This window comes from Thauera sp. (genome assembly GCF_035444905.1).
In the GTDB taxonomy this organism is placed as follows: Bacteria; Pseudomonadota; Gammaproteobacteria; order Burkholderiales; family Rhodocyclaceae; genus Thauera.
The window spans coordinates 97,489-115,771 of record NZ_DAOMPS010000002.1 but is presented as its reverse complement, the minus strand read 5'-3'; the positions used below and the strand labels follow the sequence as shown (position 1 = coordinate 115,771).

General features: G+C 68.7%; 13 protein-coding genes and 1 tRNA gene. 1 reads left to right on the top strand and 13 read right to left on the bottom strand.

The annotated features are described in order from the left end of the window. Positions 1 to 11 precede the first annotated feature (11 nt). The 4 genes from flhA to PLC66_RS01745 form a co-directional block, all read right to left on the bottom strand. Entirely contained in the window at positions 12 to 2,108 is a 2,097-nt protein-coding gene (flhA, locus tag PLC66_RS01760; protein ID WP_324537296.1) for a flagellar biosynthesis protein FlhA, read from the bottom strand. Between the two features lie 10 nt (positions 2,109 to 2,118). Beyond that, positions 2,119 to 3,261: a flagellar biosynthesis protein FlhB gene (gene flhB, locus PLC66_RS01755; RefSeq protein ID WP_324537294.1), complete on the bottom strand. Its 1,143-nt coding sequence runs from the start codon at positions 3,259 to 3,261 to the stop codon at positions 2,119 to 2,121. A gap of 143 nt (positions 3,262 to 3,404) precedes the next feature. Then, positions 3,405 to 3,863 carry a DUF192 domain-containing protein gene (locus PLC66_RS01750; RefSeq protein WP_324537293.1) on the bottom strand — a complete coding sequence of 153 codons (459 nt, stop codon included), beginning with the start codon at positions 3,861 to 3,863 and terminating at the stop codon, positions 3,405 to 3,407. Further along, entirely contained in the window at positions 3,860 to 4,537 is a 678-nt protein-coding gene (locus tag PLC66_RS01745) for a pseudouridine synthase (protein ID WP_324537291.1), read from the bottom strand. Before PLC66_RS01745 ends, PLC66_RS01750 begins: the two co-directional genes overlap by 4 nt. A gap of 145 nt (positions 4,538 to 4,682) precedes the next feature. Here PLC66_RS01745 and PLC66_RS01740 point away from each other — a divergent pair, with 145 nt between their 5' ends. Beyond that, positions 4,683 to 6,272, top strand: a complete 1,590-nt coding sequence (locus tag PLC66_RS01740; protein WP_324537289.1) for a methyl-accepting chemotaxis protein — start codon at positions 4,683 to 4,685, stop codon at positions 6,270 to 6,272. Between the two features lie 99 nt (positions 6,273 to 6,371). Here the strand turns inward: PLC66_RS01740 and PLC66_RS01735 are convergent, their stop codons facing one another. The 9 genes from PLC66_RS01735 to bioA form a co-directional block, all read right to left on the bottom strand. Then, on the bottom strand, positions 6,372 to 9,638 hold the full coding sequence (locus PLC66_RS01735; protein ID WP_324537287.1) for an EAL domain-containing protein: 3,267 nt from the start codon (positions 9,636 to 9,638) through the stop codon (positions 6,372 to 6,374). A gap of 12 nt (positions 9,639 to 9,650) precedes the next feature. Next, positions 9,651 to 10,055, bottom strand: a complete 405-nt coding sequence (locus PLC66_RS01730) for a response regulator (protein ID WP_324537285.1) — start codon at positions 10,053 to 10,055, stop codon at positions 9,651 to 9,653. A 2-nt stretch (positions 10,056 to 10,057) separates the two neighbouring features. Then, a complete protein-coding gene (locus tag PLC66_RS01725) occupies positions 10,058 to 11,902 on the bottom strand; it encodes a PAS domain-containing sensor histidine kinase (RefSeq protein ID WP_324537283.1) in 1,845 nt (614 codons plus the stop codon). 373 nt (positions 11,903 to 12,275) lie between these two features. Continuing rightward, positions 12,276 to 12,365: transfer RNA gene (locus PLC66_RS01720), tRNA-Ser, on the bottom strand. Between the two features lie 13 nt (positions 12,366 to 12,378). After that, positions 12,379 to 13,749, bottom strand: a complete 1,371-nt coding sequence (locus PLC66_RS01715; protein ID WP_324537281.1) for a cytochrome P450 — start codon at positions 13,747 to 13,749, stop codon at positions 12,379 to 12,381. After that, positions 13,749 to 14,768, bottom strand: a complete 1,020-nt coding sequence (gene bioB / locus PLC66_RS01710; protein WP_324537278.1) for a biotin synthase BioB — start codon at positions 14,766 to 14,768, stop codon at positions 13,749 to 13,751. Before bioB ends, PLC66_RS01715 begins: the two co-directional genes overlap by 1 nt. Then, positions 14,765 to 15,520: a dethiobiotin synthase gene (gene bioD, locus PLC66_RS01705; protein ID WP_324537276.1), complete on the bottom strand. Its 756-nt coding sequence runs from the start codon at positions 15,518 to 15,520 to the stop codon at positions 14,765 to 14,767. Before bioD ends, bioB begins: the two co-directional genes overlap by 4 nt. Beyond that, positions 15,517 to 16,740 (bottom strand): 8-amino-7-oxononanoate synthase, encoded by a 1,224-nt coding sequence (bioF, locus tag PLC66_RS01700; protein WP_324537274.1) that lies wholly within the window; start codon positions 16,738 to 16,740, stop codon positions 15,517 to 15,519. The genes bioD and bioF overlap by 4 nt, the downstream gene beginning before the upstream one ends. Then, positions 16,706 to 18,154 carry an adenosylmethionine--8-amino-7-oxononanoate transaminase gene (bioA, locus tag PLC66_RS01695; RefSeq protein ID WP_503012164.1) on the bottom strand — a complete coding sequence of 483 codons (1,449 nt, stop codon included), beginning with the start codon at positions 18,152 to 18,154 and terminating at the stop codon, positions 16,706 to 16,708. The genes bioF and bioA overlap by 35 nt, the downstream gene beginning before the upstream one ends. Positions 18,155 to 18,283 lie beyond the last annotated feature (129 nt).

Genomic DNA, 18,283 nt, shown 5'->3' with positions numbered 1-18,283 from the left:
TGCCCCGGCCCTCAGCCCTGCGCGCCCACCATCGCAGTGACGCGGATGGTGCGCGTCTCGGGCACTTCGGAATTGGAGATCACCTTCAGGCTCGGCACCGCGCGGCGCAGGAAGCGCGACAGCAGCATGCGCAGCTGCGAGGGCACGAGCAGCACCGGCGGCAGGCCGATGTCCTCCTGGCGCTGGGCGATCTGCGCGGTCTGGCGCAGCAGGGTGTCGGCCAGGCCGGGCTCGATCGCCCCGCCCTCGCCGCCTGCGCTCATCGCCTGCATCAGGATGCGCTCCAGGCCGGGCTCGAGCGCCATGACCTGGACCTCGGCATTGCCCGGGAACAGGCTCTGGATGATTGCGCGCCCGAGCGCCTCGCGCACCTTGGTGGTGAGCTGCACCGGGTCCTGCGTGCGCGGCGCATGCTCGGCAAGCACCTCGATGATGCTGCGCATGTCGCGGATGTTGACGCCTTCCTCGAGCAGGCTCTGCAGCACCCGCTGCACCGTGCCGATCGGCAGCATCTTGGGCACGAGGTCCTCGACGAGCTTGGGCGACTCCTTGCCGACATGGTCGAGCAGCGCCTGCGTCTCCTGGCGGCCGAGGAGCTCGGCGGCATGGTTGAGGATGACGTGATTGAGATGGGTCGCCACCACCGTGCTGGCATCGACCACCGTATACCCGAGCGCATGGGCCTGCTCGCGCTGGCTGGCGTCGATCCATACCGCCGGCAGGCCGAAGGCGGGATCGGTGGTCTCGCGACCGGCGAGCGGCCCCGACACGCGCCCCGGATTGATGGCGAGGAACTGGCCCGGGTAGGCCTCGCCGCCGCCGATCTCCACCCCCTTGAGGGCGATCCGGTAGGCGTTGGGCTTGAGCTCGAGGTTGTCGCGAATGTGCACCGGCGAGGACAGGAAGCCCACCTCCTGCGCGAACTTCTTGCGCAAGCCGCGGATGCGCTTGAGCAATTCGCCATCCTGGCCCTTGTCGACCATCGGGATCAGGCGATAGCCGACTTCCAGGCCGAGGACGTCGACCTGCGACACGTCGTTCCAGCTCGCTTCCAGCGCATCGGTGGGGGGCGCCATGGCCGGCGCCTCGGCCTCCGGCAGCAGCGCCGCCGCCTCGGCGATGCGCTTGCGCCGCATCCAGGCGAGCGCCCCGAGGCTGGCGGCGATCAGCAGGAAGACCAGGTTCGGCATGCCGGGAATGAGGCCGAGCACGCCGATGATGGCCGCGGTCAGCGACAGCACCGTCGGATTGGAGAAGACCTGCGAAATCACCACCCCGCCGATGTCGCCCTCGTCACCGACGCGCGACACCACCAGGCCGGCGGCCACCGAGATGATCAGCGCCGGGATCTGCGCCACCAGGCCGTCGCCGATGGTGAGCAGAGTGTAGGTGCGGCCCGCCTCGCCCACCGCCATCTCGTGCTGCATGACGCCGACGAAGAGGCCGCCGAGGATGTTGATGACGAGGATGATGATGCCGGCGATGGCGTCGCCGCGCACGAACTTCGATGCACCGTCCATGGCGCCGTAGAAGTCCGACTCCTGCCCGATCTCCCGGCGCCGGCGCTTGGCTTCCTTTTCGTCGATGAGGCCGGCGTTGAGGTCGGCGTCGATCGCCATCTGCTTGCCCGGCATCGCGTCGAGGGTGAAGCGCGCGCTCACCTCGGCGATCCGGCCCGCGCCCTTGGTGATGACGACGAAGTTGATGATGGTGAGGATCACGAACACCACCAGGCCGACCGCGGTATTGCCGCCGACGAGGAAGCTGCCGAAGGCCTCGATGACCTTGCCCGCGGCATCACCGCCGGCGTGGCCCTCCAGGAGCACGATACGGGTCGACGCCACGTTGAGCGCCAGCCGCAGCAGCGTGGTGACGAGCAGGACGGTGGGGAACACCGAGAAGTCGAGCGGGCGCTTCGAGTACATCGCCACCAGCATCACCATCACCGACAGCGCGATGTTGAAGGTGAAGAACACGTCGAGCAGGAACACCGGCAGCGGCAGCACCATCATCGACAGGATCATGATGATGAGCACCGGCGCGGCGAGCTGGCGCAGGTTGGCGGGCGACAGGATGTGGCGCAGGTTCAGGGTGTCGTTCATGGCCATCGGTCAGGCTTCATTCATCGGGCACGCCCGGATCCATGCCGGCAGGGACCGGCAAGCGGGTGGGCGCCACGGGCGGCAGGCCGCCCTGCTTCATCCAGGCGTCGAGCTGGTATACATAGGCCATGACCTCGGCCACCGCCGTGTACAGCGCGGCCGGGATCGCCGCATCCAGCTCGCAATGCCTGTACAGGGCGCGCGCAAGCGGCGGCGCCTCGAGCAGCGGCACGTCGTTCTCGGCGGCGATCTCGCGAATCTTCAGTGCCGTCTCGCCGAGCCCCTTGGCCACCACGACCGGCGCCCCCATGCGTGCGGCATCGTACTTGAGCGCGACCGAGAAATGCGTCGGGTTGGTGACGACGACATCGGCCTTGGGCACCTCGGCCATCATCCGCTTGCGCGCCATTTCGCGCTGCAGCGCACGGATGCGGCCCTTGACCATCGGATCGCCCTCCTGCTCCTTGTTCTCGCGCTTGACCTCTTCCTTGGTCATGCGCAGCTTCTTCTGGTACTGCCAGAGCTGGAAGGGCACGTCCATCAGGGCCAGCAGGCCCAGGCTGAGCACGATCAGCAGCGCGGCGAAAGCCACCGTGTTGGAGAAGTCGGCCATGCCGCTCTCCAGCGGCTCGACCATCAGATCGAACAGGTGGTCCTTGTTCAGCCACAACACCAGCGCCGCCACCCCGCCCACCACTAGCGACTTCAGGATCGCCTTCACCATCTCGGCCAGGCCGTGCACCGAGAACATGCGGCCGATGCCCTGGATCGGGTTCATGCGGCCGAAGTTCGGCCCGAGCGCCTTGGGCGCGAACACCAGGCCGCCGAGCAGCACCGGCGCCGCGACCGCGGCGATCAGCAGGGCGAAGAACAAGGGCATCAGGGTCAGCAGCGCGCCGCTCAGCATGCGGTTAAGGACGTCGAGCATGAGCGCGTCGTCGAACACCGTGGCGCGGTCGAAGGCGAAGCCGTTTCGCACGATGCCGGCCATGCGCCCCGCCATCCAGTTGCCGAGCAGCCACAAGGTGGCGGCGCCGGTGACGGTGACGAGAAAGGTCGACAGCTCCCGCGACTGCGGGACCTGGCCTTCCTCGCGCGCCTGTTCCAGTCGTCGTGGCGAGGGGTCTTCTGTCTTCTCGAGGTCGCTTTCTTCGGCCACGGCCGGCTCCGTCCGCCGCCCGCTCCGCCCGGATGGGCCTGGACGCGGGACGACGTGTGCGGATTATGGGCGCTTGGGGGCCAGCGGCGCCGGCCGATAAACGCGGGGAAAACCGCCCTATTCGCCTGTTGGCGGGCGCGGTCTCAGCGCGGCGCCGGCAGGCCGTCGAAGCCGCGCAGCCGGTCGCCCGGCTTGATGCCACGCTCGGCAAACCAGCCGATGTTCATCTCAAGCGCATAGCGCGCCGGCGCGCGCGCGCAGTGATTGGACTCGGTCTGCGGCTGCATGTCCTCGATGTTGATGATCCTGGCCTCGGCATCGACAAAGGCGACCGAGAGCGGCAGGTAGGTGTTGCGCATCCACATGCAGTGCGTGGCGTCTTCCGGAAAGACGAACACCATGCCGCGGTGCACCGGCATCGAGCGGCGGTTCATCAGGCCGATCTGGCGCGTCTGGAAGGTGTGCGCGACCTCGGCCTCGATGCGGTACATGCCCGCCCCCAGTTCGGCCAGCGGCATGGCGGTCTGCGCCAGGGCCGCGCCGGCGAGCGCAAGCGTGGCGGTCATGGCCCAGGCACGGGCAGTCAGGCGGCGAATCTTCATCCTCGGGCTCCCGATCGAGACGATTGGCGGCGCATCTTACCCGCGCCGGACGGGCCGTGGCCAAGGGTGCCCTGCCCGCGCGCCGACGCCGGGCGACTGTCCGCTGCCGCTTCACGCAGCGCAGGCAGGTCGACCACCGCGCCCTCGCGCCACTGCCCGGGTGCCAGCCCGGCGAGCTGCCATGGCCCGATCGCCAGCCGGATCAGGCGCAGGGTCGGAAAACCCAGCTTCGCCGTCATGCGCCGCACCTGCCGGTTCTTGCCCTCGCGCAGCACGATCTCCACCCAGGTGGTGGGCACGCTCTTGCGAAAGCGCACCGGCGGATCGCGCGGCCACAGCCAGTCCGGCTCGCCGACAAGACGCGCCGCGCACGGCCGGGTATGGAAGTCGCCCAGGTCCACCCCGCGCCGCAGTTGCGCCAGCACAGTCTCATCCGGCTCGCCCTCGACCTGCACGAGGTAGGTCTTGGGCAGCTTGTGGCGCGGGTCGGCAATGCGGTGCTGCACGGCGCCATCGTCGGTCAGCAGCAGCAGGCCTTCGCTGTCGGTATCGAGACGGCCGGCCGCATAGACGCCAGGTACGGGAACGTAGTCCTTCAGCGTCGCGCGCCCGGCCAGATCGGTGAACTGGCACAGCACGCCGTAGGGTTTGTTGAGGAGGATGAGGCGGGGCATGGCATGAGATCCGAGGCGTGCGGGATGGCGGATTATCGCCCGATCCCCTCGTGCGCAGTTCCGAAGCATGGAACAAGGGTGACTCAGGGCTAAAGGATTGCGGAGCACAACCGTAATGGTCGTCTGTGTGCAAAAGGAGTTCCCCTTGAAGGTCAATCTTCCCGTAAGCCAGCGCGAGGTCTTCCTCCAGCCGGGCAAGCCGATCGTCACCAAGACCGACATGAAGGGCGCGATCACCTACGTCAATCAGTCCTTCGTCGACATCAGCGGCTTCACCCGCGACGAGTTGCTGGGCAAGAACCACAACGTCGTCCGCCACCCCGACATGCCGCCAGAGGCCTTCGAGGATCTGTGGAATACCGTCAAGCGTGGCGAGGCCTGGCGCGGGCTGGTGAAGAACCGGGCGAAGAACGGCGACCACTACTGGGTCGAGGCCTTCGTCACGCCCATCCTTGTGAACGGCCATTGCGTGGGATACCAGTCCGTCCGCAATCCGCCGCAGCGCGACGAGGTCGCCGCGGCCGAGGCGCTCTACACCGCAGTGCGCAACAAGCAGGCGACCTTCCCGCGGACACGCAATGCGAAGCCCAAACTCGATCCGGCCCTGGTGGTGTGGCTGGTGGCCCTCGCGCTGGCCGCGCTGGCGCTGGGTGCCGCGCTCGCCGGCGGGCGCACCGGCGTCGTGCTCGGCGTGCTGGCGGCACTGGCTGCGCTGCTCAGTGCCGTATACCTCCACGCTCAATGCCTGAGCCGCCTGAGCCAGTTGCAGCAGCGCATTCGCGACCTCGACGAAGGCCGGCTGGCACGCCGGATCGAGGCGCCGGGCGGCCCGCTGCGCGCGTTGTTCGCCGAGCTCGAGGTCATGCGCATCCACATGCGCGCGATGTTTGCCGACGTGCTGATCAACGCACACGAGGTGGAGCAGCGCTCGCACGAGCTCGACGAGGCGATGCGCAATCTGATGCGGGCCACCAGCATCCAGAGCGAGAACGTCGTCCAGGTTGCCAGTGCGATGGAGGAGATGAGCGCGGCCATCCGCGACGTCGCCACCAATACCGAACGCAGCATGAACTCGGTCAGGCGGACCGAGGAAAGCGCCAGCGGCGCCATGAAGACCATGGAGTCCGGCATCCAGCACAGCCACCAACTGGTGGATGTGGTGTCGCGCTCCCAGGCGAACATCATGGAGGTGAACGCCTCGGTCGAATTGATCAGCCGCGTCTCGCAGGCGATCAACGGCATCGCCCAGCAGACCAACCTGCTGGCGCTCAATGCAGCCATCGAGGCGGCGCGCGCGGGCGAACAGGGGCGCGGCTTCGCGGTCGTGGCCGACGAGGTGCGCGAACTGGCCGAGCGCACCCGGGTCAGCACCGATGACATCGGCCGCGCGGTGAGCGAGATCATCCGCCTGTCGAAGACGGCGGTCGACACCATGAACGCGACCGCCGGCGAGGTCCAGCGCGCCACCGGCGAGATCCAGGAAAGCAGCGTGGCGCTGCAGGGCATCTGGGATGCGAGCCGCGAGGCGACGACCTACTCCACCGAAGTGACGGAGATGCTGCGCCAGCAGTCGCTGGCATCAAACGAGGTCGCCTCGAGCATGGAGCGGATCTCGGCGTCCGTCGAGGAGACCACGAGCAGCGTGCAGTCGGTGGGCGAGGCGGCTTCGCGCCTGCACCAGACCTCGACCGAGTTGCGCGAACTGATCCGGCATCTGGAGGACACGCTGAAATGAGGCGTGGGGGGGCGAGGAGCGGAAAGCGGCGGCGCTCGCTGCCCTCGTCCCGTGCGCCGCTGCGATGCAGCGCCACGCGGCGGCCTACCGCACCCACTGCTACTGGCCCGGACTCAGCCTACGGCCGTCGCGCACCAAGCCGGCGAAGGCGTGCGCCTCGAGCGGACGGCTGAACAGGTAGCCCTGCATCTGGTCGCAGTGGTGGCGGCGCAGGAAGTCGAGCTGGGCCTGTGTCTCGACCCCTTCGGCCACCACCGTCTGGCCGAGACTGTGCGTGAGCGAGATCACCATCAGCGCGATTGCGGCGTCCTCGGGCGAGGTGGTGAGGTCGGTCACGAAGGCCCGGTCGATCTTGAGGCTGTCGATGGGAAAGCGCTTGAGGTAGTTCAGGCTCGAGTAGCCGGTGCCGAAGTCGTCCAGCGAGATCTGCACGCCGAGCGCCTTGAGGGCCCGTAGCGTCACGATGGTGGCCTCGGGACTGCGCATCACACTGCTCTCGGTGACCTCGACATGCAGCTGCTGCGGCGCAACGCCCGACGAGCACAGCGCCGCCTTGAGCACGCCGACGAGGTTCTCGTGCTGGAACTGGCGGGCCGACACATTCACCGCGACGCTCACCTCGCGCAAGCCCTGCTCGCGCCATTCGCTCAGTTGCCGGCAGGCCGTGGCGATGACCCACTCACCAATCGGTACGATCAGCCCGGTCTCCTCCGCAAGGGGGATGAAGTCGCCGGGCGGCATCAGCCCCAGCGACGGGTGGCGCCAACGGATCAGCGCTTCGGCGCCGACGACGCAGCCGGTCAGCAGCTCGACCTTGGGCTGGTAGTGCAGCTCCAGCTCGTCGTGTTCGAGCGCGTGGCGCAAACCGTTCTCGAGCTCGAGCCGCTCGAGCGTGCGCGCGTTCATCTCAGGGGCGTAGAACTGGAAGCGATTGCCGCCGAGATCCTTGGCGCGGTACATCGCGACATCCGCGTTCCGCACCAGGGTCGCGGCGATCGCACCGTCACGCGGGTAGAGCGACACGCCCAGGCTACCGTTGACGACCAGGTCATGCCCCGACAGCCGCATTGGTGCAGCCACGGCCACCAGCACCTTGGACGCGATGGTCGCCGCGTCATCTTCTGCGCTGAGTTCCGACAGCACGATCATGAACTCGTCCCCACCCAGCCGTGCCACCGTGTCGCCCTGGCGCACGCAAGCGGCGAGACGGCGCGCGACCTCGCAGATCAGCTCGTCGCCAACAGCATGGCCGAGGTTGTCGTTGACGAGCTTGAAGCGATCCAGGTCGAGCAGCATCACGGCCACCGCGCAGGCACTGCGCTCGCCATGGACGATCGCCTGGTGCAGGCGGTCGTTGAGGAGGTTGCGGTTGGCCAGGCCGGTCAGCGCGTCGTGATTGGCCTGCCGCTCGAGCTGTTCCTCGTAGCGCATGCGTTCGGTCAGATCATTCAGGATGGCGATGAAATGCGTCACCCGGCCACCGTGATCGCGCACCGAGGCGAGTGCGATCTCGTTCCAGAACAAGCTGCCGTCCTTGCGGTAGCAGCGCAGCGTCACGCGGGCATCGCGCCCCCAGCGCACGGCCTCGCGCAGGCGCTCGATGTCGGCTTGCGCCCAGTCGCGCGCGATCAGCAGGCGCGCATTGCGACCGATCGCCTCGTCGGACCCATAACCGGTCATCTGCGTGAAAGCGGGATTCACGTAGAGAATCGGATTGTCCGCCGCCGGGTCGGCCGCGCTGATGACAATCGCGTTGATGCTCTCCTCGATCGCACGATTGTGCAGTCTCAGCGTCGCCTCGGTGCACAGCTGCGCGGCGCGCGCGCGCAGGGTGTGGATGCCGTAGGCGATGTCATCGGCGAGCTCGACGAGGAGTTCGACCTCGTCGGCGTCGAAGGCCTCCTTCTCGGCCGCGACGATGCAGAGCACGCCAAAGGTGTCGGATTCGTAGGCCAGCGGCAGCGCAGCCGCGGCATTGAAGCCACGCTCGAGCGCCGCCGCCCGCCAGCGCAAGACACGCGGGTCGCTGACGATGTCATGCACGACCTGAGGTTTGCCGGTGCGCACCGCCTCGCCCGCCGGGCCGCGGCCGAACTCGTCGTCGGCCCACGAGAAGCGGAAGGCCTTCAGCAGGCCGGTGTGGTCCCCCGCGCTCGCGACGGTCTCGATCGTGCAGTCCGCATCATGCCGCGCCATCCCTATCCAGGCCGAGCCGTAGCTGCCCAGCGTGACGAGAAAACCGCACATTTCATCAAGCAGCTGACGCTCGTCGGTGACGCGCACCAGGGTACGGTTGCACTCGGCCATCACCCTGCGGGCACGTAACACGCGCCGCAGTTGTCCCTCGGCACGCTCACGGGTCGCGACCTCGCCGGCGAGGTCGGCCGCCCGCCGTTCGAGCTGGCCGTAGAGGCTCCAGTTCTCGTAGATGTGACCGGCCTGCGCCGCATGGGCGCTCGAGATCCACTCGTCCTCGGCGGTGAATTCCGAGGCCCCAAGCTTGTCCAGCAGGCAGACCCAGCCAAACACCGAGGTTGCCGAGGCGATCGGCGCTGCAACGCCGCAGTGCACGGCGGGAAAGTCGCTCGGCAGCCCCACGCCCTCGGGCCGACCGTCGGAATTGACGAAGCGCACGGGTCGGCGCTCGGCGAGCACGCGCTCGAAGGGCCCTTCGTCGAATCGGCGGCCCTGCAGCCGATGCGCGTGCTCGGGCGACAGCCCATAACCGAGCACGAATATCGATCGGCCGTTGCCACGGTGCTCGAAGCACAGAATCGCGTAGCGCGCGCCCGTCAGCTCGCGCGCGCCCTGGCATACCTTGTTGAGCAGCACCGCGGTGTCCCGCTCGGCCGACAGCTGCAGGTTCAGCTCGGTAAGGGCCGCGAGGCGCTGGTTGGCACGCTCGAGTTCGGTGGCCTTCTCGGCCAGCTTGTCAGTGAGCACGCGCAGATGCTCGCGCTCGAACGCCTCGTCGGCGCCCACGGGGGCGCCCTTGGTCTCGTGCGCGAGGGCCTCGTCGATGGCCGCAAGGATCGCCTCGGGGCCGGAGGGTTTGACCAGGATGCGCGACACGCCAAGAATCGTCGCCAGGTTGCGCGCCTCGCGTTCATGGTAGTTCGCGGTGTAGAACATCACGTGGGTGTCGGCAATCGCCGGATCCGCGCGCAGCTGACGCACGAATTCGTACCCGTCCATCGTCGGCATCAGGATGTCGCAGATCACCAGTTGCGGGCGCTCGGCACGCACGATGGCGAGTCCCTCGGCGCCGTCGCCAGCCTCGAAGGTGTCGTGACCATCGTAGCCGGCAAGGGTGGCGATCAGCTCGCGATTCGCCGGATGGTCATCGACGATCAGAATCTTCGCCATGGGCTTGCTCCTCTACGGCCCCGACGACGAACCCGCGGGGCGCCGCCCGGCCTGCAGGAAAGCGTCGACCTCGCCGAGGAAGGTCTCGGGCACGATGGGCTTGGAAAGGTAGCCGTCGAAGCCGGCATGCATCACGCGCGTGCGATCGGCCGCCATCGAGAAGGCGGTGACCGCGATCACCGGGAGCGCGTCCAGGGTCGCGTCCTGACGGATCCGGCTGAGCAGCTCGAAGCCGTCCATGACCGGCATCCGCAGGTCGCTGATGACGAGGTCCGGGCGGGGCAGCTGATGCACCAGCGCAAGCGCCTGCTCCCCGTCCTCGGCGCGCAGCACCGTGTGGCCACCGGCCGCCAGCAGATAGCCGACGAGTTCCAGGTTGGCGTCGTTGTCATCGACGATCACGATGCGGGCAGCCATGGTCATTGCTCCGGCAACAGGAGTGTGAAGCTGCTGCCCTGGCCCGGCAAGCTGTGCACCGTGATCCGGCCACCCAGCGCCTGCGCGAGTTTCTGGCTGAGGTGCAGGCCGAGCCCGGTGCCCTCTGCGCCCTTGCCGCGCTTCGCGCTGATGCGCGAGAAGGGCGCGAACAGGCGTGTCTGGTCCTCCTCGCTGATCCCCACGCCGGTGTCGCTCACGGTCACCGCGATGATCCCCGCCTCGCCCTCCCGCCGCCGCGCCAGGCGCAGGACCACGGAACCATTCTCGGTGAACTTGATGGCGTTCTGCACGAGGTTGATCACGATCTGGCTGAACGCGCGCCGGTCGGTGCTGAGCGGGCAGGCTCCGCGCGGCGTCTCGATGCGCAGGTCGAGGCCACGGCGCTCGGCCTCGGGGCGCAAGGTGCCGACGATGTCGTCGATGAGCGCCCGGCAGTCGATCATGTCGAGGCTCAGTTCGATCTTGCCCGCCTCGATTTTCGCGATGTCGAGCAGGTCGTTGATCAGCGCGAGCAGATGCTGCGCGCTCGATTGCACCGTGCGCAACTGCTTTTGCTGGGCCTCGTTGAGCGGCCCCGGCAGCTTCATCAGCAGCGTGCCGGTGAAGCCGATGATCGCATTGAGCGGCGTGCGCAGCTCGTGACTCATGTTGGCGAGGAAGTGGTCCTTGGCCGCGTTCGCCCGCGCCAGTTCGACGTTCTTCTGCTGCAATGCGCACTCGAAGCGCTTGCGCTCGGTGATGTCGCGGATGGCACTCGACACCAGCGTCCCGTCCTCGGTCTCGAGCGGGCTCAGGCTGATCTCGACCGGGAACTCGTCGCCGTTCTTGCGCCTGCCGTACAGCTCCAGCCCCACCCCCATAGGACGGACGCGCGGATCGGCGAAGAAGGCCTTGCGGTGGCCCGGGTGTTGTCCGCGGTAGCGCTCGGGTAGAAGCATCTCGATCGACTCGTCGGCAAGCTCCGTACGCGTGTAGCCGAACAGCCTCTCGGCCTGGGTGTTGACCAGCACGATGCGGCCGGCGCGATCGACGATGACCATCGCATCGGGGGCCGACTCGAGCAGACCGCGGAACTTCTGCTCGGCCTTCTTTCGCTCGCTGACATCGCGGATTGCGCTCATGACGAAGGCGCCCTCGTCGGTCGCGAGCGGACTCAGGCTGATCTCGACGGGGAACTCCGTTCCGTCCTGGCGCAGGCCGAACAGCTCCAGGCCGCTTCCCATCGTGCGCGTGCGCAGCTGGCTGAAATAGGTGACGCGATGCCGCACGTGCGCACTGCGGAAGCGATCGGGCAACAACATCTCGACCGTCCTGCCGTGCAGCGCGCCCGGGGCATAGCCGAACATGGCCTCGGCCTGACTGTTCGAGAACACGATATGCCCGGCCGCATTGATCATCACGATCCCGTCCGGCATGGATTCGAGCAGGTTGCTATAGCGCGCATCCATCAGCTTCGCGTCGCGGGCGACCTTGAGCTGGGTCACGTCCCTGTTGTTGACAACCACGTATTCGACCTGACCCGCGGCGTCCGGCACCGTCCGGCACAGGATGGAGACGTAGAGGAGCGAACCGTCCTTGCGCCGGCACAGCAATTCGACCGCGGCGTAGCCGTTCTCGAGCACCTCGCGCATCATCTCGCGCTCGTCGTCGAGGCCGTCGGCGGGCACCAGGATTTCGCTCAGCGCGCGTCCCACCACCTCGTCCGCGCGGTAGCCGAAGATCGCTTCGGCACGCTCGCCCCAGTACAGCACCGTCCCCTGCGGATCGACCACCAGGACGGCATCGGGGCCCTCGTCGAGAAAAAGTCCGCACGCATCGATCGCCACGCCCACCCCCTCCACGAACTGCTGCAACCGCTTGCCGACAAGCCAAAAGGGTGTGAAATCTGCCCGCACAGGTGGCTGCGGGTCGGGCGCTCAACGCAACGTTCAATGCAGTCTGCGTGTCATCGGCAGCCATGCGCATGACAAAGATATAGCAGCGCCGACCCCGATTTTCAAACCGCGAGCTGGGTTGATCACCCGCACCAATCGCGGCTGCGCGCCACCGTAACGCGGCCGCGCCCGCTTCACGCGGGCCGGCTGGCGAAGGGAGAAAGCTCGATTGCGGCGGTTTTGCCCGGCAAGGTAAAGGGCGATGGGTGCTTGCCGTACGCCCGACCGAAGGGCGCGCAGCAGCGACAAGCATGCGAATGGTGGCTGGCGGAGGCGGTGAGATTCGAACTCACGAGGGGCGCATACCCCTGACGGTTTTCAAGACCGTTGCATTCAACCGCTCTGCCACGCCTCCGCAAGGCCGCGGATTATAGCGCAAGCACTCCTGCCGCGCATTGCGCCGCGGCCGCCTGACCGACCGCGGTGTCGTCGCCCCTGGGGGATGGGTCGCGCGCCAGCGCGGCAGGCCCGGCCGGGTCGACGCACAGCGGCAGACTCGCCAGCCCGCGCAAGGCGGCGTTGCCGTTCCATTGCGGCGTCGCCCCCGTCAGCCGCAGCGCAGGCCAGCGCTGCATGACCTGGCGTAGCACGATCTCCGCCTCCAGCATCGACAGCCCGGCGCCGATGCACACGTGGGGTCCGCTGCCGAAGGACAGGTGGCTGCCGTCGCGGCGGGTGATGTCGAACACATCGGGATCGGCGTAGCGCGCGGGGTCGCGGTTGGCCGCGCCGGTCAGGGCGATGACGAGCTCGCCCCGGCGCAAGCTGTGCCCGTGCAGTTGCAGCTCGCGCGCAACACGGCGGCCGGTGTATTGCACCGGACTCTCGTAGCGCAGCAGCTCGCGCAGGGCCCCCGGCAGCAGCTCCGGCCTGGCGCGCAGCTGCGTCCACTGTGCCGGGTGCGACAAGAGCGTCTGGAGCCCGTTGCCAAGCAGGTTGCGCGTGGTTTCGTGGCCGGCGAACAGCAGCATCGCGCACTGGGCGAGCAGCTCGGCGTCGGTACGGATCAGCCCGGCCTGCTCCGCGAGCACCAGGCGGCTGACGAGGTCCTGCCCGGGCGCAGCGCGGCGCGCCGGCAGCAAGGCCTCGAAGTAGCGCACCAGCTCGAGCAGGCTGCGCTGGGCGCGCAACAGCGCATCGGACGAGGGCTGCGGCGCACCGATGAAGGCCGCCAGGTCCTCCGACCAGGCGATGAAGCGGGCCTCGTCCGCGCGCTCGACGCCGAGCAGCAGGGCGATGACCCGCGATGGCAGCGGGCGGGCGACCGCCTCGATGAAATCGAAGCCGTCGCGCCCAGCCAGGCCGTCGAGGATCTCGGCGGTGAGCGCCTCGATCTGCGGCGCCAGCGCGCGGATGGAGGCCGGATGGAAGCCTGCGGCCATGACGCGGCGGATGCGCGCATGGTCGGGCGCATCGAGGAACACCATCGCGCGCGCGAACAGGTGCTCGAACAGCCGCTCGCCAGCCAGGGCCCGCCTCGCTGCGCGGCCCGCGTCCGCAGCGTCGATGCGTTTCACCCAGCCGCCGGTGCGCTGTGCCGAGAAACAGGGGTCGCGCAGCGCGAACTCGACATCTGCATGGCGGCTGAGCAGCCACGCGCCCTGGAAGAAGTCCTCGCTCCAATGCACCGGTCCGGCCTCGCGCAAGGCGCGATAGGCCGGATACGGGTCTTGCAGGAAAGCTGCATCGATCATGCCCGCGGGCCAGATCGAAGCGGGCACGCAGGCGGCCGCCTGCATCAGGCGTCCTGGCCCTGGATGCGCATGTCGAGCCGCTCGAGCAGGCTGCGGTCGCGCCCGGTCTGGGGGTTGGGCGTGGTCAACAGGTGGTCGCCGTAGAAGATCGAGTTGGCACCGGCCATGAAGCACAGGGCCTGCAGCGCCTCGTCCATCTGCTCGCGCCCGGCCGACAGGCGCACGTAGCTGGTGGGCATGGTGATGCGGGCCACCGCGATCGTGCGCACGAATTCGAAGGGGTCGATGGGATCGACGCCGGCCAGCGGCGTGCCGGGGATGGGCACCAGGTTGTTGATCGGCACCGACTCCGGGCACGGCTCGAGCTTGGCCAGCTGGGCGATCAGGCCGGCGCGGTGGCTGCGCGTCTCGCCCATGCCGACGATGCCGCCGCTGCACACGTTGATGCCGGCCGAGCGCACGTTGTCGAGCGTGTCCAGGCGGTCCTGGTAGGTGCGCGTGCCGATGACCTTGCCGTAGTACTCGGGCGCGGTGTCGAGGTTGTGGTTGTAGTAGTCGAGGCCGGCCTCCTTGAGCGACTGCGCCTGGCCCTGGTCGAGCATGCCCAGGGTCATGCAGGTTTCCATGCCCAGCGCCTTCACCTCGCGCACCATGGTGGTCACACGCTCCATGTCGCGCGCCTTGGGCGAGCGCCAGGCCGCGCCCATGCAGAAGCGGCTGGCGCCCTGGGCCTTGGCCGCACGTGCGGCGGCGATCACCTCGTCGACCGCCATCAGCTTCTCGGCCTTGACCTCGGTGTCGAAATGGGCCGATTGCGAGCAGTAGCCGCAGTCCTCGGCGCAGCCGCCGGTCTTGATCGACAGCAGCGTGGACAGCTGCACCTCGCACGGGTCGAAGTGCTCGCGATGCACCTGCTGGGCGCGGAACACGAGATCCATGAAGGGCAGTGCGAACAAGGCCTCGACCGCCTCCACCGACCAGCGGACGGTCGCCGGCGCGGCAGGCTGCAGGGTCGTCGCGCTGCGACGCAGCGAATCGGGCGAAATGGTGGCGACAGTGCTCATGGGGTCTCCGTTACGTGGTCTTGTGTGTTGAAAATCGTGTGCAGCGCCGGCACGTTGAGATAGGGCGCGATCGCATCGGGGCTGGGCACCGGCAGGCGGGGCACCAGCCCCAGGCAGGGCGCATCGCCCAGCCCGCGGGCCAGGGCGTCGAGATTGTGGGCGACATGCGGCATGCCGGCATCGACCGTGTTCGCGACCCAGCCGCACAGGCGCAGGCCGCGGGCGCGGATCGACTCGGCGGTGAGCAGGGCATGGTTGATGCAGCCCAGGCGCAGGCCGACCACCAGCAGCACCGGCAGGCCGAGATCCGTGGCCAGGTCGGCGCTGTCCCAGTCGGCAGCGGCCGCACCCACCGCCTCTGCCCTGCCCAGCGGCACGCGAAAGCCCCCCACCCCCTCGACAACGATGCGATCGGCCCGCGCCGCCGCGGCCGCCACCGCGGTGAGTACGGTGGCGCGTTCGATCTGCCGTCCCTCGAGCAGGGCGGCGACATGGGGGGCGCAGGCGGCATCGAACTGGTAGGGGCAGATCTCGGCGGCGGACAGCGCCAGCGTGCTCGCCGCTCGCAGGGCGTGCACGTCCTCGTTGATGCGCTCGCCATCGATCAGCTCGGTGCCGGCCGCGATCGGCTTCAGCCCGGCCGCGCGCAGGCCGCACTTGCCGAGCAGGGCGACGATGGCCGCGCTGATGCGGGTCTTGCCGATCTCGGTGTCGGTGCCGGTGACGAAGATGCCATGCAGTGGCGCGCTCATGCGGGTACTCCTTCAGCGGCAAGCTGCGCGAGGGCAGCGCACAGTCGATCGACATCGGCCAGGCTGTGTGCCGCGCTGAGCGTGATGCGCAGGCGCGCACTGCCGACCGGCACGGTGGGCGGACGGATCGCCGGCACCCATAACCCGAGCTGCTCGAGGCGCGCCGCCAGCGCCAGCGCGGTCGCATTGTCGCCGACGATCAGGGGCTGGATGGGGGTGGTCGAGGGGGCCAGACGCCAGGCGCAGCCTGGATGGCTGGCGATGATCTGCGTCAGCCGCGTGCGCAGCGCATCGATCAGCCCGCCCAGGTGGCGGCGCCGCGCCGTCCCTTCTTCGCCTCGCAGCAGCTGCAGGCTCGCGTGCAGGACGTGGGCGAGCGCCGGCGGGGTGGCCGTGGTGTAGATGTAGCTGCGCGCGCCCTGCACCAGGGCCTCGATGACCAGCGGATGGGCTGCGACGAAGGCGCCGCTCACGCCGGCCGCCTTGCCCAGCGTGCCCATGTAGATGAGGCGCTCGCTGCGCAAGCCGAAATGCGACAGCGTACCCCGCCCGCCCTCGCCGAGTACGCCGAAGCCGTGGGCGTCGTCCACGATGAGCCAGGCGTCGTGACGCTCGGCCAGCGCCAGCAGCTCGGGCAGCGGCGCGATGTCGCCATCCATGCTGAACACCGCATCCGTGACGATGAGCTTGATCTCGGCCTCGCAGTCCGCCAGCAGGGCCTCGAGCCGATCGACCCGGCCATGCGGGTAGCGTCGCATCTTCGCCGCCGCCAGCAGGCCGCCGTCGATCAGTGAAGCGTGGTTGAGGCGGTCGGCGAAGATCGCCGCCCTGCCCTCGCTCAGCGTGGTCAGCAGGGCGATATTGGCCATATAGCCCGAGCAAAAGCCGAGCGCCGCAGCATCGGGAATGCACGGCGCCAGAAAGGCGGCCAGCGCGGCCTCGAGCGTATCGTGCGCCTCGCTGTGGCCACTCACCAGATGCGATGCGCCGCTGCCCACGCCCCAGCGCTGCGCGCCCTCGACCAGCGCCGCGACCAGTCCGGGATGGGACGCGAGCCCGAGGTAGTCGTTGCTGCAGAAGCCGAGCAGCGCGCGCTCGCCGCCCGCACCATCGGCAAGCCGCTGAGTCGGCGTGCAGGGCGAGCGGGCAACGCGCCTGCGCCGCCACAGGGCGGCCTGCCGGCGCTCACGCAGTCGGTGGTTCAGGTGTGCGAGCAGCATGGCCAATGGGGATACGGGCCGAGTCGGCCAGGGTCTGGTCGAGGGTGCGCAGGGTCCGCTCTGCGAGCCAGCTCGCCAGCTCGGCATCGAGGACGTAGGGCGGCATCAGATACACCGTGCGGCCAATCGGGCGGATCAGCAGCCCATTGCCACGACCGGCGAGGTGAAAGCGCTCGGCGAAGCGCTCGCCCGCATGGGCCTCGCGCACGTCGAACGCCCAGATCATGCCGCGCTGGCGCAGGTGCTCGATACGCGTATCGTCGGCAAGGGGGGCGAGCGCCGCGCTGAGCAGGGGCGCGAGCCCACGGTTGCGGGCGAGCACGTCATCGGTGGCGAAGCGGTCGAGCACGGCCAGTGCGGCGCGACAGGCCAGCGCGTTGCCGGTGTAGGAATGCGAATGCAGGAAGCCACGCGCCACGTCGTCGTCGAGAAAGCACGCGTAGATCGGATCCCGCGTCAGCACCAGCGACAACGGCAGGTAGCCGCCGCTGATGCCCTTGGACAGGCAGATGAAGTCGGGCCACAGCGGCGCCTCGCCCGGCTGGGCCGCCTGTTCGAAGGCGAAGAAGCTGCCCGTGCGGCCACAGCCGACCGCGATCTCGTCGGCGATCAGATGGACCTCGTATTCGTCGCACAAGGCGCGCAGACCGCGCAGATAGCTCGGGTCGTGCATCGCCATGCCGGCGGCGCACTGCACCAACGGCTCGACGATGAAGGCGGCGATGTGGGCGTGGCGCGCCTCGAACAGCGCGCGCACCTCGGCCAGGGCCTGCGCCGCCCGCTCGGCCGCCGATTCGCCCGCAAGGGCACGCCGCGCATCCGGCGACGCCACCAGGTGGGCGCGCATCAGCAGCGGATCGTAGGCGTCGCGAAACACGGCCACGTCGGTGACGGCGAGCGCCCCGAGCGTCTCGCCATGATAGCCCTGGCGCACGCAGACGAACTCGCGCTTGTCGCCATGACCGAGGTTGCGCCAGGCATGAAAGCTCATTTTGAGCGCGATCTCGACCGCCGAGGCGCCGTCGCTGGCATAGAAGGCATGACCGAGCACGCCCCCGGTGAGTGCGCGCAGGCGCTCGGCGAGCTCGACGGCCGGTGCGTGCGTGCACCCGGCCAGCATCACGTGCGGCAGGCTATCGAGCTGCGCGTGCAGGGCGGCATTGATGCGCGCATCCGCATGGCCGAAGAGGTTCACCCACCACGAGCTGTTGGCGTCGAAATACCGTGCCCCCGCGTAGTCCTGCAGCCAGGGGCCGCTCGCACGGGCGATGGGCAACGGCGGCACGCTCTGCGCGCGCTGCATCTGCGTGCAGGGATGCCAGACGCTCGCCAGACTGCGCTGTTGCCAGGCGCGATTGGGCGCTTCGGCGTCGCTGCGGGCGCGGCTCGGTTCGTTGGCAGTGTCGGGGTCCAAGGGAGACACAATATTTTTGTATTAATAATTATAGAAAACATCGCGCTGCATTCTCGCAGCGAGGGCGGCAAATGTGAACCCCCGCCGCCCTGCGGCCCGTCCTCCTCGCCATGGGCGGCCGTCCGGCTC

Coding starts and splice junctions, on each gene's coding strand:
- PLC66_RS01750 (WP_324537293.1), bottom strand. CDS start 3,863: ATGAAGATTCGCCGCCTGACTGCCCGTGCCTGGGCCATGACCGCCACG.
- PLC66_RS01715 (WP_324537281.1), bottom strand. CDS start 13,749: ATGCAGGCGGCCGCCTGCGTGCCCGCTTCGATCTGGCCCGCGGGCATG.
- PLC66_RS01735 (WP_324537287.1), bottom strand. CDS start 9,638: ATGGCGAAGATTCTGATCGTCGATGACCATCCGGCGAATCGCGAGCTG.
- bioF (WP_324537274.1), bottom strand. CDS start 16,740: ATGCTGCTCGCACACCTGAACCACCGACTGCGTGAGCGCCGGCAGGCC.
- flhA (WP_324537296.1), bottom strand. CDS start 2,108: ATGGCCATGAACGACACCCTGAACCTGCGCCACATCCTGTCGCCCGCC.
- bioB (WP_324537278.1), bottom strand. CDS start 14,768: ATGAGCACTGTCGCCACCATTTCGCCCGATTCGCTGCGTCGCAGCGCG.
- PLC66_RS01730 (WP_324537285.1), bottom strand. CDS start 10,055: ATGGCTGCCCGCATCGTGATCGTCGATGACAACGACGCCAACCTGGAA.
- bioD (WP_324537276.1), bottom strand. CDS start 15,520: ATGAGCGCGCCACTGCATGGCATCTTCGTCACCGGCACCGACACCGAG.
- PLC66_RS01745 (WP_324537291.1), bottom strand. CDS start 4,537: ATGCCCCGCCTCATCCTCCTCAACAAACCCTACGGCGTGCTGTGCCAG.